Origin of the sequence: Bacillus sp. HMSC036E02 (genome assembly GCF_001836235.1) — a bacterium.
Lineage (GTDB): Bacteria > Bacillota > Bacilli > Bacillales > Bacillaceae_G > Bacillus_A > Bacillus_A cereus.
The window spans coordinates 521-14,326 of sequence record NZ_KV827836.1 but is presented as its reverse complement, the minus strand read 5'-3'; the positions used below and the strand labels follow the sequence as shown (position 1 = coordinate 14,326).

The window sequence follows — 13,806 nt, the reverse complement described above, 5'->3', positions numbered from 1 at the left end:
TTCTACAAATACACTCTATAATGTTAGAGAGAGAAAACAGAAAATATCGACATTTAATTGGCATGTAAAATGGATTCATTTGAATAGGAGTGATTGGATGGAAGTGCAAACAGAAACATACCGCGCAGCTATGAATGGAACATTAGAACGTCATTTTTCAGATATGATTGCCGTTATACCAACTAGAATTACAATTGAGCAGTTAAAACAGCGACTAGAAACGATCGCTACTAAAGTTGATGATTTAAAAATTGTTTATAGTGATGAGACAAGCCTTATTGTTGAATTACATATGGGTGAAACAGTCATACCGTATGAACTGCATATTGATGAACCGAACGATCCAGAAGGATATAAAATGTACAATAGACAAGATGCTACAATCGTAGATCGTAATTTTGAAGATGCAGCTTTCGGCACTGAAATTTTCACTCGTACGCTATTTGTAGGCGATGTACTGGACTGCTTTTTCCAGCAGTTACAGTTCTTATGGAATCTCGCCCCAGATTTGTTATTTGTAATCGATTCAAGTGCAGCAATGAAAGTGATATCTAGAAGCTATATTGAATATCACGTTGAAAATGAATTATTACCTGACATTCCTGACTTATACGTTATTCATTCCGTTTATGAAGACGATAAAGACGGTGAGCCTACGCAATATTGGTTTCATACACATGGTCTTTTAAGAGCAGGCGTAACTGAAATAGAGTTAATTATTCCAAATCGCATTTCTTCCTACTACGGCATTAGCGATCTCTTTCAAACATTTGCTAATAATGCCGTTGAGAATGGACAAGTCCCTATGAATGAGCCTATCGTTATCGCGCATAGTCAGCAAGGTTCTATACATACAGTCGCTGTTCCGTGGGAAAAAGGATTATCTTATATAGGGCATAAAACGAGTATGGACCAATTATCTTCAATCGAGGATGAAGAAGTGAAATTACAACCAATAGATGCACAAAATACATTCTTAGGCGGAATGGATGCCCGAGATGAATACCATCAATCTCCATCCGTTCTCTTATTCAAATTTAATACTTCAGAAGAATATATTGAAAGTTTTTTCAAAGAACACGAGGAAGCTACAGGGCTCATGTTCTATAAAACAAATAGTGAAACCGATCGTATGGCTTACAATGCGAAAAATACTTTTGGGTATTTCAGCAACATTTTTCACATTGAACAATCAAATGAAGATTTTCGTTTCCTTGCTAAGTTTGGTGTCTCCTACGAAGAAGGAAAAAGTGAACATATGTGGTTTGAAATGCAAAACATTACGGAAGATTTCATTCAAGGAATACTCATTAATGAACCATATTTCATAGAAGATATGAGTGAAGGAAATAGTTATCATTTAGATTTTGATAACTTAACAGAGTGGGTTATTTATGCAGGAGATGCTGTTATAAAGCCAAATAACTTATATATGTTTATTGGCGAATAAGTATTTTATATAATAAACGAAACGCCTTCAATATGATTGAAGGCGTTTCGTTTATTATAATTTATTGTGCGATTAATTCAGCATCTATTACTTTCTCCAAATGAGATAATACACGCTTTGCAGCTTCCTCACCTTGATTAATACAGTCTGGAAGTCCAGCGCCAGCATAGGAGCTACCTGCCAAGTATATACCTGGCAACTCTTTCTCCATAAATGTTGTGAGCTGTTTCATTCGCTCGTTATGGCCTACTGTATATTGAGGCATCGCTTCTTTCCAGCGACTTACGATTGTAAACTCTGGATCCTCTGTAATGTCCATCGTCTTTCGTAAATCTTCTAGTACGAGCTGAACGAGTTCTTCTTCAGTTTGTTCTACAACCGCTTCATCACCAGCACGCCCGACGTAGCAACGAAGGAGTGTTTTTCCTTCTGGCGTTGTATGCGGCCATTTTTTATGCGTCCACGTACATGCTGTAATGGTGTAATCGCTATTTCGTGATACGACAAATCCTGTACCATTAATATCACGCTGGATTGCAGACTTTTGGAAAGCAAGTGCCACATTCGCAACGGATGTGGATGGAATATTACGGAAGAAACGAAACTGCTTGTACTGAGCAAACATGGACGGCAATACTTTATGCGAAGTTGCCACTACGATGGCGTCCGCTTCTATTTCTTTTCCGTTACTAAGAGTAATTGTATAACCATCACCCTGTTTTGCAACTTTTTCAATGCGAGTTCCTTTTATTATCGTACCTTCATGCATCTTTACTTCGAGAGATTTTACGATAGATTCTAAACCTGTTTTCACTGTTTGGAACATTCCCTTTTTCGGTTCAGCTTTCTCTTCTTTCGGAGCGAGCATACGCATACCGAGTGAAATACTGCGATGTTCCTGCTCAATCTGATACATTTGCGGGAATGTTGACATTAAGCTCATTTGATCAATATCCCCTGCATAAATACCCGATAGTAACGGTTCTATTAAGTTTTCAACCACTTCGTTTCCAAGACGATGTCTGAAAAATTGTCCGAGTGATTGGTCAGATACTGGCTTTGACCTCGGCATTAATAGATCAAAACCAGCTCTTAGTTTACCAATTGGGGAGAACAGAGTGGAAAATAGAAACGGCGTAATTTGCGTTGGAATTCCCATCATTGATCCAGTCGGCATTTTATGTAACCGATTGTTTACGAGGATAAATGATTGACCGGCTTGATTATTTACAAGTTCATCGCCGAGACCCAATTCTTTCACTAATCTAGCTGCACTTTCTTTTCGTGCTAAGAAAGAATCCGGTCCGCGCTCAATTGTAAACCCATCTTTTCGAACGGTTTGAATTTTTCCGCCAAGTTTACCCGATGCTTCTATAAGTAATGTATCAATCGGCAAGTTTTTTTCATGAATATTTTTTTGTAAGTTATACATTGCTGTTAATCCAGTAATACCTCCGCCGACGATCACAACTTTTTTCCTCAAGCAGGCTCCCCCTTTCTTCTTACAGTACAGATTCTTTTTTCTTTAATACAACATCTGTTAAACAATCAATAAATGCGTCCGATGCATTTGGCATTTCTGGACGATAATATTTCGCACCAATTTCATCCGTTACAACTTTACACTCAAAGTCGTTGTCATATAAAACTTCTAAATGTTCCGCAACAAATCCAACTGGTGTATATACGAATGAAGTATAACCGTGCTTTTCATTTAGTTCTCTCGTTAAATCTTGTACATCTGGACCAATCCAAGGATCTGGTGTGTTTCCTGCACTTTGCCAGCCTACTGCATAGTTTGCTACTTCAGCTCCGCGCGCGATATAATCCGCTGTTTCATTTAATTGATCTGGATATGGATCGCCCATTGCAATAATTTTCTCTGGTAAGCTATGTGCAGATACGATTAATACTGCTTTTTCACGCTCTGCATCTGACATACCGTTATATATGCCTTTCACTGCATCAACCCAGTACTGGATGAATTTTGGCTCTTTATACCAGCTATCAATGCCGTGAATTGTTAAGTTTCCAAGTTTCTCAGCTTCTTCTTGTGCTCGTCCAACGTATGATTTCACGCTAAACGTAGAATAGTGAGGTGCAAGAACAAGTGCGATTGCATCTTGTATTCCGTCGTTATGCATATCTTTCACCGCATCTTCAATAAACGGTTCAATATGTTTTAAGCCAAGATACATATGGTACTCTACTTCATCTTGTACTTCATTTAAACGCTTCTCTAACTTCTTAGCTTGCTCTAATGTAATAGTAGCTAAAGGAGAAATACCACCAATTGCACGGTAACGCTCTGTTAAATCTTCCAGCATTTCAGGACTTGGCTTTCTTCCTCTGCGAATATGTGTATAGTAACGTTCAATATCTTCTTCTTTATATGGCGTTCCGTATGCCATTACAAGCAAACCAATTTTCTTTTTCATACAGCAATTCTCCTTTACTTCGCTAACTGCCCTTTAGAGTATTCATGAATAAATGTAGTTAAACGTTTTAATGTATCCGGATTTACTTCTGGGAATACACCGTGACCTAAGTTAAAGATATAACCCGGCTGTTTCATCCCTTGATCTAAAATACCTTTTACATGTTCTTCAATAACAGACCATGGTGCAAGTAAGAATGAAGGGTCCATATTACCTTGTACCGCCTTATGAACGCCACGTGCACGTGCTTCTTCAATCGGTAAGCGCCAGTCTAAGCCGACTACATCAAGCGGTAAGTCGTGCCACTCATTCACTAAGTGTGCAGCTCCTACGCCGTGCATAATCATCGGTACACCCATCTTACGAACTTCTGCAAAAATACGCTCCATTGCTGGTTTAATAAATACGCGATAATCTGCTACATTTACTGTTCCAACCCAAGAATCGAAAATTTGAACTGCTTTTGCTCCTGCGTTTATTTGCGCTTTTAAATATGTAATAACCATATCTGCTAGTTTATCCATTAAAGCGAACCAAGCTTTTGGCTCTGCATACATGAACGCTTTCGTATTATGGTAGTTACGAGATGGACCGCCTTCAATCATATAGCTCGCTAATGTAAATGGAGCTCCTGAAAAACCGATTAACGGTACGTCTAACATTTCTGTCGTTAATAAACGAATTGTATCTAGTATGTACGGTACGTCATCTTCTGGATTGATTTCCCCTAGTTTTTCTACGTCTTGTAAAGAACGGATTGGATTATCAATAACTGGGCCAATACCTGATTTAATTTCTACATCCACACCAATTGCAGGTAGTGGTGACATAATATCTTTATAAAGAATTGCTGCGTCTACGTTATATTGATCAACCGGCAATTTTGTAACGTAAGCACATAACTCTGGATTATGTGTAATTTCAAATAAAGAATACTTTTCTTTAATCTTTCTATATTCCGGCTGTGAACGACCTGCTTGACGCATATACCATGCTGGTACATAATCGGTACGTTCCCCCCTACATGCTTTTAAAAATGTCTCATTTATAGTTCTTACCAAGACCCTTGCTCCCTTCCTTACCAATGCTTCGAATACGTTCGATATTTATCTTTTTTTACTATACAGCTTGTAAAAACAAAATGCATAATATTATGTACGTTGTTCATTAAATTGACACAAACATTCTTAAAAACGCTTACTATTTTCACAACATTCTTATTATAACACAGAGAAAAACTATGGTTTAGCTACTTTTGACTTTTCTCCTTCACGATTCGTTTGTGTATTATATGGTACAACGTAAAAGCTCGGTTTTGAAAATATGTTAACGAACTTTTCCTCATATTCCCCAGCACCATTTACAGTGCTAACATGCGTATGAATTCCGTTCTCCACTCTATAGATTCGGTACATAATTCTGTTATCTGGAAGTGGCGTCCAGCTTAATTTTGCTTTAAATAAACCGAAAGGGCTAAATGATAGTTTCATTTTTACATCTTCAATTTTGCGCAGCCGAATCGGAGCGCCGATTGTTTCCACACCTTCAGGCTTCATAAACTTCTCTTTATGTTCTACATTAGCCTTCGTTAAAATTTTCTTAAACAATTTTGTCGCAGATGCACTTTCTCCTTGCAATTGATGCTCCTTATCCGTACGGTCATAACCAATCCAAACAGCGCCTACTAAGTTCGGTGTATAACCAACGAACCACATATCTCTTGCTCCCTTATCGTCATTTGGCAATGAAGTTGTACCCGTTTTTCCAGCTAGCGCACCGTTATATACACCAACTCTCGCTGTCCCTTCCTTCACAACTCCTTCTAGCATTTTCGTCATATACCATGCTGTCTGCTTCGAGAAGATTTTCGTCTCTACTTTTGGAGATTCCCCAATGACTGCACCGTGTCTGTTTAATACTTTATCAATAACGTGCGGCTCGATAATATTTCCATTTGCTAAAAATGAACGATACATTTTTACAAGATCAAATGTTGAAACGCCATTTTTCAATCCGCCAAGCGCTGTACTTAAACCAGCATCTGCAATATGAACATTTCCTTTTTCTAAATATTGCTTTCCTTCTTCTACCCCTAACTCATTTAATAAAGAAACTGCCGGTACATTTGCCGACTCTAAAATCGCATCATACATCGTCATTTCTTTTGAATACTCATGATTATAATTTCGAGGTTCATACCCTTCAAAAGAATTTCTTTCATTCGTTAATAAAGAATACGGATTATACTTTTTCGTTTCTAGTGCTGGTGCATAAACGATAAGTGGTTTTAAAACAGATCCAGGCTGCCTTTTGGCAAAAACACGATTAAATCCTCTCGGGACGTACTTTCTTCCCCCAATCGCCGCTTTAATCCCTCCCGTACGATTATCCATTAATAAGAAAGCACCTTGCGCCCCCTCTTCTTTCCCAGGGAAATTCCTTGCATCTTGAAACTGGTTATATGCTACCTTTTGAATCTTTTCATCCATAGGTACGACAAACGTATATCCTCCGCGAAGTACTTCTTGATGAGACAATCCGTATAAACGAGCGGCTTCATCTATGACCATATCAATATACGGCATATATGCAAGCTCATTCTCATCTAAATTTTTATATAGAGCAATTGTCTTCCCTTGATAACGAACGCTTTCTTCTGCAGTCAAATAGCCTTGTTTATGCATAAGTGACAACACTAGATCACGGCGTTCCTTACTCTTCTCTGCAGAATAGTACGGTGAATATCCGTTTGGTGACTTCGGAAGGCCTGCAAGCATTGCCCCTTCCTCTACTGTTAAATCCTCAACATTTTTATTAAAATACAACTTTGCTGCCGCTTGAATGCCGTAAGCCCCATGACCAAAATAAATATGATTCATATACATTTCAAGAATTTGTTGCTTCGTATATTTTTGCTCTAATTGAAGAGAAATTGCGACTTCCTTCAATTTGCGCGTAAATGTTTTTTCACGAGTTAAAAAGACGTTTTTAGCGAGTTGCTGCGTAATGGTACTACCGCCCTCTACCTTCTCTCTAGCTAACGTATCTTTATAAAGAGCCCGGAATATAGACGGATAATCAATCCCTTGATGCTCATAAAAACGAGAATCTTCCACCGCAACAAACGCCTGCTGCACATACTTCGGAATTTGCTCGATCGGTACGAGGTCTCTATTTTCTACATATAATTTCGTAATTTCTTTCCCTTTCTGGTCAACGATACGTGATGAAGAGTGGAAAACGAGCTGCTTTTCATCCATCATATAGCCACCAGCTAACACGATAAGTTTATAGAGTACAATCGCTACTACGAACGTTGCGACGCCGCCTAATAAAGTCCACTTTACTTTCTTCATACATCGTCCTTCTTTCCAAATGATGGTACATTTATTATTTGAAAAAGAAGTATCTTTATGTATATAATCTTCGAAGTTTTTTAAGAGAGTTGATATAATAGAAACAAACTAGTAAGGGGGCATTAAAATGAAGGCTATTATTTCATACGAAACACCTCTAGAACAAGCACATTTCACTGCAAAAAATAATGAAAAAGATATGTTTTATAAAGAAAATACAGAAGAATTAGTAGAAGGTTCACTTCAGTATGACGTACTAGATGCTGTCGGTGAATTCAAAGGACAACCTGGCTATATCGTTTGTAACAACATTTCTGTAACAGACGAAGGTCGCTCTGTATTTGAAAACCGCTTTAAAAACCGCGCAGGCCTTATCGAAAACGAACCAGGATTCCAAGCGATCCGCGTTCTACGCCCATTAAGCAACGATACATATGTCATCTTAACGATGTGGGAAACAGAGCAAAACTTTAAAGACTGGACAGAATCACGTTCATTCGAAAACGCTCATAAAAAACGTCCCACGCAAGCAGAAGGAAAACCTCAGACTCAAGCGCATCCACATGCGGAACAGCAAAAGAGTATTTTCTCTCGCCCTTCTTTTGTGACTACTTTTGATGTGTTAGTTTAATTTTTTTGAGTTTGGAGTTCGGAAACCACGGTATGTGAAATTATATCGGCGATTCTTCGAATATATCAACGCAACTCGAATTATATCAGCGTTTTTCTGAATATATCGGCGCAACTCGAATTATATCAGCGATTCTTCGAATATATCGACTTATCGACAAATCATGACACAAAAAGGAAACACCATTACACACCGGTGTTTCCTTTTTCTTTGTACCAATTATATATACGAAGTGAATCTTTTTTTCTCATATGCTTTACTTCATAACCCCGCCCAGCTACCGCTACAAGAGTTGTACATAATTCATCCTTTCTTTGAAAATACGATTGATTATAACCTACTGCTTGAACATGTCTTCTTCGCATTATTCCTGTATATTTCGAAAAATTACGATATACAACCGTTAGTTGATTTTCTCTTAATTCATAACCGCCACTTTTATATCTAGCATACGCAAGTAACGAAAACACGATAAATAACGGTAAAATAAAAAATAACGCAATATATTGTTTTAAATATATACTCACGCTAGCAATTAGAACTGTGAGTATGATACTTATTAACCAGCCCATAATGAAATAACGACGCAACGCTGTTTTTGGTAAGTGAGCGATCTCCGCTTCAATTTCATAAGGTAACTCTAAATATGTGAGCAGGTGCTGTACATCTTTTTTCTTCATAAAAGGATGCAGCATCACTTCATTACTTGCTGCTCCAATACTGTGAATTGCTTCCACTTCAACAGCGCAATAACCAAATGGCTGGCGAAGCATACATTCTTTTACAGTAATCGCTTGAATTCGGTGCAATTTTAAGACAAACTCTTTCTTTTCAAATAACCCTTGAACGATACGAATTTCTTCCCCTTTTCGCTCAATTTTAAAGTTTGCATATTTCAACACATATCCAGCCGTGGAAATAATCCATGAAATTGCCATTAAAATTAATGCTATTACAATTAGTTTATAAACACCGTTTCCCATCACATACGCTTCTACTTTACTTGTGAATCCTTCAGGAAGAACAAAATCAAACTTTGTGTAAAGAAGTACCAGTCCAGAAAACACTAGTCCGAACCGACCAGATGTAATCGCTGCTGCTAAAACCTCTTTCGCTGTTAACTGATAAACCGTCTTGCTTTCTTCCTCTTCTATTTCTTCTTTTACAGTAGTTTCTTTCTTATGTAATAAAGAGATTAAATGTTTTGCCTCGTCTTCTTTAATACCAGCCAACATCACTTCTGGTTCACTACCACCACCCGCTACTTCTATATTTAACTTCATAAGCCCAAGCATCTGATAAATGACATTAGAAGACGTACTAACATTTTGCACACGTTCTTTATTTAAATAACTTTCCTTCTTTACAAAAACACCGTGCTTTATATGTAAAATATTATTCTCAATCCAGTACACTTTAAAATACCATTTAATTGCTGAAAAAATAGCCATGATGAATAAAACAACCAGAAGGAAAAGATAAAATAAATACCAAGGTTCCACTTGTTCATCAGGTTTAAATAAAACAAGAATAATAAGTGGCAACAAACTCGCAACTCTAATACCTAACAATATCGTAATCGGATGTTGCCTCTTATACATCCTTATCACTCACTTTCGCAAGTTCTCCAATTTGTCTTTTTAGCTGTTCTGCTTCTTCTTTCGTTAAACCTGGAATACTATGAGAAGTTGCGGCTGTTGAAATGTGTAATTCTGCTAAATTATACTTTCTCATAATCGGCCCTTGCTCAATCGTTACGTGCTGCACACGGATCATCGGAATAAGTACGCGTTTTACAACGAACATTCCCTTTTGAATCTCAATCTCTTCTTCATTTAATCTGTAACTATAATAGCGCTGACGTAAATTTGGAAACACAAAATAATCAAGTGGTATAAATGTAATAGCTCCTGTTACTAATAGTCCAAACAACCAGCCCCACCAGTTAAAGTTAATCATAAAAAAGAAATACGCAATTACGACTGTTAGTATAACTGCCGTCCCAATTAAAGCGTGAATTCGCCACACTTTCAGCATATTAGAATGAATCTCCCTTTCTAACGGCTGCATCTCATCACTCCAATTCTATGAATTTATTACTTATATATTATCAAAAATAAGATTTCATATACATTTTTGTAAATTTATAGTCAAATAAAAATATATGAATCAAAAGCATATTAAAGAAAAACATACCTCAGTTTTGAAAATTATATATTATAAATATGAATTATATTGAACTAAAATAAACCTTACATGATTCATGTAAGGTTTATCGTTTTATACACAATATATTTCATTATTGTTGAGATATACTAGCATCGCTTTCAATTCGCTTTTCTTTTTGGCTCAGTTTTTTATCTTTAGATTTTTTTAATGTTAAAGTCATACCAATAAAAATAAAAAGAATTCCTGTTATTTGCATTAAAGTTGGACGGAATCCAGTAAGTACAGTATCTAATAATATTGCCACTGCCGGATCCAAAAAAACTAATATTGAGATTGTTTTTGTAGATAAATAGCGTAAACTATCAAAAAACAGATAATATACTATCCCTGTGTGAATAAAACCAGTAGCTATAATATATGTCCAATTACTTTGAGTGAGGCCACTAAAAGCATCTAAATCTATAAATGGTATTAAAAGAAATATCCCCAAGAATGTTTGTAAAAATGTCATTGCATACGCACTCATTTTGTTAATCCCTTTACCAAATAAAGTTGTAAATGCATAAAAGAGAGCTGCAAGAAATCCCCATATCATACCTGAAGACATTAATGAACCGACAGAGAAACTTCCATCGATACCAGCAATTAATAAAGCTCCTGCAAAACACACAACTATTGAAATGATAGATATTAATGTTAATTTTTCTTTAAAGACGATACTTCCAATTAACAGTACAATTACTGGTGCAAGATGATAAACCGAGATAGCAATTGTAACTGACATATTTTCAAAGGCTTTAAATAAGAAAACCCAATTAAATACTAAGAAAAAGCCACATATTAAAACTTGAATAACTTCTTTTCGTTCCCATTTATCTTGTTTATATTGCCCTGTAAGCAACCAGCATACACTTAAAAATATTGTCGCAAAAATACACCTTACAAACACTAATTCAAACGAAGGTAAGTTTGTTTGAACTGAAAAAAATCCAACTGATCCAAAGATAACCATTGATGCTATCATCTTTAAAGCCGGTACCGTTTTCTCTTGCTTAAAACTTTTTTGAAGCAAATTAATCCTCCTCCAATAAAAACTCGGTTTATAGTGAGAAAAACACCAGCCTAAAAAAGGACAGGTGCTTTTCCTCAAAAACACTCAATTATAAATTTTTCCCAGCAGTCCAACCACCATCAATTACAAAATTAGAACCAGTAATAAAGCGGGCCTGATCAGAAATCAAGTACTCAATACATGAAACAATATCCTGCGGCAACCCCCAAGTATCTAAAGATTGATTACTTTTTATCATAGACATCAAGGCTGTATTACTAAAGTATTCTTCTGTAAGTTCAGTTCTAATAACACCGGGAGAAATGCTATTCACCCTTATATTTTGCTTCCCAAATTCCATAGCCATCTGTTTAGTCAATCCGATTAAAGCATGCTTTGATGCAACATAAGCAGCTCGCTCTGGTTCAGCCATTAATCCAGAAACCGATGCTATATTCACAATACAACCTTTTATTTTCGATTCACACCATCGCTTAGCTACTTCCCTAGAAAGGATAAATGGGGCTACTAAATTTACATCAATTACTTTTTTAAACATATCATCGGATAAATGTAAAACAGGTGTTATCTCTCGAATACCAGCTGCATTTATTAATATATCAGGAGAAAGCTTTTCTAAATCTAATTGAGTAAAAAGATTATGAATCGCTTCGCTATTACTTAAATCAATTTGCACTACTTTCAAAGGCATATCTGTTTTCATATAATCTATTAAATTATTATTATTAATATCAAGCGCTATTACATGAAATGATTTTTCTAAAAAGTATTTTATACAAGCATGACCTATACCGCTATTGGCTCCAGAAATCATAATTATTTTATTCTCTCTCATTTTGTCTCCTTATAAGAAAATGTTACTAATAAAATATCACGAAAAGCCTCCGTACTACATTCTGTTCCAAGTGGCGTTACGGCATGGAAGACCTTTTGTCCAAATACTAAAGTTTCTAAAGGCTCCTTCAAACTTATAAACTGATTAATTTCCCGAGGAGAATTAGCTATTAAATTATCTCCACCAATAGCTGTATTACTTAAATTCATAAGGTGTAAAAACACTACTGGTTCATCATCTTTATGTAACCAAATAGGTGAACTAAAAGATGGTCTTTCTTTAGTAGCTTTATATCTTACTTGATGTAAACCTATAATTAAGTCTTTACTTGTATCTATTATATTTGTTTTAAATGCAAATTCAGTATCGAAGCGCACGATATTTTGAATTAAAGGATTATATAAAAAGCTATCATTTATGCTATTGAACTGTCTAACTTTCCCGCCATCGTCATAGTTATATTCTTTAGATTGGAAGTAATCATTACTATTATCTAAAATATAATCTGGTGAATCAACATACTTTATATACCTTGAATAAGATCTAGCACGGCATTCACCGTACGCATCATCTTCCAAATTATAATAATCTAACTGTGCTTGTGTTAATAAACGATGATTCTCTTCCTCTTGTAAAAAGATTTCATTTGAGATTTCAAGGAATCCTTTAGATTCAAATTCATGTACCTTTTCTTCTATGCTAAAGCCACTCATTTTACTAAGAACAAACGTCATTATAAAAACCTCCACACTATTGTATTTTTCTATCTCACCCTATGTTAGAAATGCAATAAGTAACCGAGATTCTTGCTTAATAAAATTAAAAATTATGATATTCAATTAATACACCAAATGAAATATACGTAATTCATTAAAATTATTTATTAAGCAATATTATATATCCTTTCGGATATTTTTTCTAATTATCTGAAGATTTATCAACATTAGTCTTAATATTCAAAAATAAAGAAATAGATTTTTCAGAAAGATAAAACTGCGCGTATTGCAATTATTTATGTATATAACTTTTTTAAAAATTATATTTTAAATATAGCTAGTTTTTTATAAATTTTTTGATATAATTACATACGGGAAAAGGGAAGAATTTTGTCTTCCCTTGTGTTTTTATTTGCATCTAGTACTTTTGCTAGATGCTTTTTTTTATGCTAAAAAAGGTATCCTCAAATACTTTGAGGATACCTTTTCACCTTTATTATCTCTGCTGTTTTCTACCTAATATGAGTAATCCAAAACTCATCATTACAAGAAGTGCTCCCATATATGGTTCCACAGGCATTTTCTGCCCTGTCTTCGGTAATTCTTTTTCAAGTTTCTCTGGATTCGGTGTTCCAGGCTTTTCTGGATCTGGTGTTCCAGGTTTTTCTGGATCTGGTGTTTCTGGGCCTGGTGGCGCTAAATGATTCAATTTGTTTAATACTTCTAATTGAACTGCATTTATCATTCCATTTGTAATTTCAAATGGAATTGGATTAGTTAATTTTTCATATCCTTTTGGTGCTTCTACTTCTACTAGTGTGTAGTTACCTACAGATAGATCTGTGATTTTTGCCTTTCCATCTTTATCTGTTGTTACTTTCACTACTATTTTTCCCTTTTCATCATGAACTTCAAACACAGCTCCTGATAAGACTTCCTTGCTTTCAGCAGCCATTTTTGTAATCTCCACTGAACCTTTGTCTAACTGTTCATTCTCTACTTGCAATGATAAGACTTTCGTCATACCTTTTGTAATTTCGAATGAAACTGGCTTTTCTAGTGGTTTGTAGCCTGCTGGTGTTTCTACTTCTACTAACTCATACTTTCCAATAGATAAATCTGAAACGTTTGCTTTTCCT

At 35.6% G+C, this 13,806-nt stretch carries 12 protein-coding genes; 2 read left to right on the top strand and 10 right to left on the bottom strand.

The genetic code is table 11. The annotated features are described in order from the left end of the window. The first annotated feature begins 97 nt into the window (after nt 1-97). Nucleotides 98-1,450 carry a DUF4026 domain-containing protein gene (locus HMPREF2590_RS11620; RefSeq protein WP_000453718.1) on the top strand — a complete coding sequence of 451 codons (1,353 nt, stop codon included), beginning with the start codon at nt 98-100 and terminating at the stop codon, nt 1,448-1,450. A gap of 61 nt (nt 1,451-1,511) precedes the next feature. On the opposite strand, the gene hemY is transcribed toward HMPREF2590_RS11620, so the two are convergent. The 4 genes from hemY to HMPREF2590_RS11600 all read right to left on the bottom strand — a co-directional run bounded on the left by hemY (nt 1,512) and on the right by HMPREF2590_RS11600 (nt 7,244). Then, nucleotides 1,512-2,933, bottom strand: coding sequence for a protoporphyrinogen oxidase (gene hemY / locus HMPREF2590_RS11615; protein ID WP_001228111.1), 1,422 nt, complete (start codon nt 2,931-2,933; stop codon nt 1,512-1,514). 19 nt (nt 2,934-2,952) lie between these two features. Further along, nucleotides 2,953-3,888: a ferrochelatase gene (hemH, locus tag HMPREF2590_RS11610; RefSeq protein WP_000726780.1), complete on the bottom strand. Its 936-nt coding sequence runs from the start codon at nt 3,886-3,888 to the stop codon at nt 2,953-2,955. 14 nt (nt 3,889-3,902) lie between these two features. After that, nucleotides 3,903-4,949 (bottom strand): uroporphyrinogen decarboxylase, encoded by a 1,047-nt coding sequence (gene hemE, locus HMPREF2590_RS11605; protein ID WP_000252605.1) that lies wholly within the window; start codon nt 4,947-4,949, stop codon nt 3,903-3,905. 177 nt (nt 4,950-5,126) lie between these two features. Further along, the gene (locus HMPREF2590_RS11600; RefSeq protein WP_000756297.1) at nt 5,127-7,244 is read right to left on the bottom strand and encodes a transglycosylase domain-containing protein; all 2,118 of its coding nucleotides are present in this window, start codon (nt 7,242-7,244) and stop codon (nt 5,127-5,129) included. A gap of 127 nt (nt 7,245-7,371) precedes the next feature. Here HMPREF2590_RS11600 and hmoB point away from each other — a divergent pair, with 127 nt between their 5' ends. After that, complete coding sequence (hmoB, locus tag HMPREF2590_RS11595) at nt 7,372-7,875, top strand: heme-degrading monooxygenase HmoB (protein WP_000644071.1); 504 nt, start codon at nt 7,372-7,374, stop codon at nt 7,873-7,875. 185 nt (nt 7,876-8,060) lie between these two features. Here hmoB and HMPREF2590_RS11590 read toward each other — a convergent pair whose 3' ends face one another. The 6 genes from HMPREF2590_RS11590 to HMPREF2590_RS11565 all read right to left on the bottom strand — a co-directional run. Beyond that, nucleotides 8,061-9,476, bottom strand: a complete 1,416-nt coding sequence (locus HMPREF2590_RS11590; protein WP_000278148.1) for a PH domain-containing protein — start codon at nt 9,474-9,476, stop codon at nt 8,061-8,063. After that, nucleotides 9,469-9,945 (bottom strand): PH domain-containing protein, encoded by a 477-nt coding sequence (locus tag HMPREF2590_RS11585; RefSeq protein WP_001182725.1) that lies wholly within the window; start codon nt 9,943-9,945, stop codon nt 9,469-9,471. The genes HMPREF2590_RS11590 and HMPREF2590_RS11585 overlap by 8 nt, the downstream gene beginning before the upstream one ends. A 229-nt stretch (nt 9,946-10,174) precedes the next feature. Further along, a complete protein-coding gene (locus HMPREF2590_RS11580) occupies nt 10,175-11,116 on the bottom strand; it encodes a DMT family transporter (RefSeq protein ID WP_000939630.1) in 942 nt (313 codons plus the stop codon). An 88-nt stretch (nt 11,117-11,204) separates the two neighbouring features. Beyond that, nucleotides 11,205-11,951 carry an SDR family NAD(P)-dependent oxidoreductase gene (locus HMPREF2590_RS11575; protein WP_001208941.1) on the bottom strand — a complete coding sequence of 249 codons (747 nt, stop codon included), beginning with the start codon at nt 11,949-11,951 and terminating at the stop codon, nt 11,205-11,207. Next, nucleotides 11,948-12,685, bottom strand: coding sequence for a 2OG-Fe dioxygenase family protein (locus HMPREF2590_RS11570; protein WP_000144820.1), 738 nt, complete (start codon nt 12,683-12,685; stop codon nt 11,948-11,950). The genes HMPREF2590_RS11575 and HMPREF2590_RS11570 overlap by 4 nt, the downstream gene beginning before the upstream one ends. 478 nt (nt 12,686-13,163) lie before the next feature. Next, the coding region (locus HMPREF2590_RS11565; RefSeq protein WP_141763534.1) for an MSCRAMM family protein at nt 13,164-13,806 on the bottom strand (643 nt) is incomplete at its 5' end.

Coding starts and splice junctions, on each gene's coding strand:
- HMPREF2590_RS11620 (WP_000453718.1), top strand. CDS start 98: ATGGAAGTGCAAACAGAAACATACCGCGCAGCTATGAATGGAACATTA.
- hemH (WP_000726780.1), bottom strand. CDS start 3,888: ATGAAAAAGAAAATTGGTTTGCTTGTAATGGCATACGGAACGCCATAT.
- HMPREF2590_RS11600 (WP_000756297.1), bottom strand. CDS start 7,244: ATGAAGAAAGTAAAGTGGACTTTATTAGGCGGCGTCGCAACGTTCGTA.
- hmoB (WP_000644071.1), top strand. CDS start 7,372: ATGAAGGCTATTATTTCATACGAAACACCTCTAGAACAAGCACATTTC.
- HMPREF2590_RS11590 (WP_000278148.1), bottom strand. CDS start 9,476: ATGTATAAGAGGCAACATCCGATTACGATATTGTTAGGTATTAGAGTT.
- HMPREF2590_RS11585 (WP_001182725.1), bottom strand. CDS start 9,945: ATGCAGCCGTTAGAAAGGGAGATTCATTCTAATATGCTGAAAGTGTGG.
- HMPREF2590_RS11575 (WP_001208941.1), bottom strand. CDS start 11,951: ATGAGAGAGAATAAAATAATTATGATTTCTGGAGCCAATAGCGGTATA.
- HMPREF2590_RS11570 (WP_000144820.1), bottom strand. CDS start 12,685: ATGACGTTTGTTCTTAGTAAAATGAGTGGCTTTAGCATAGAAGAAAAG.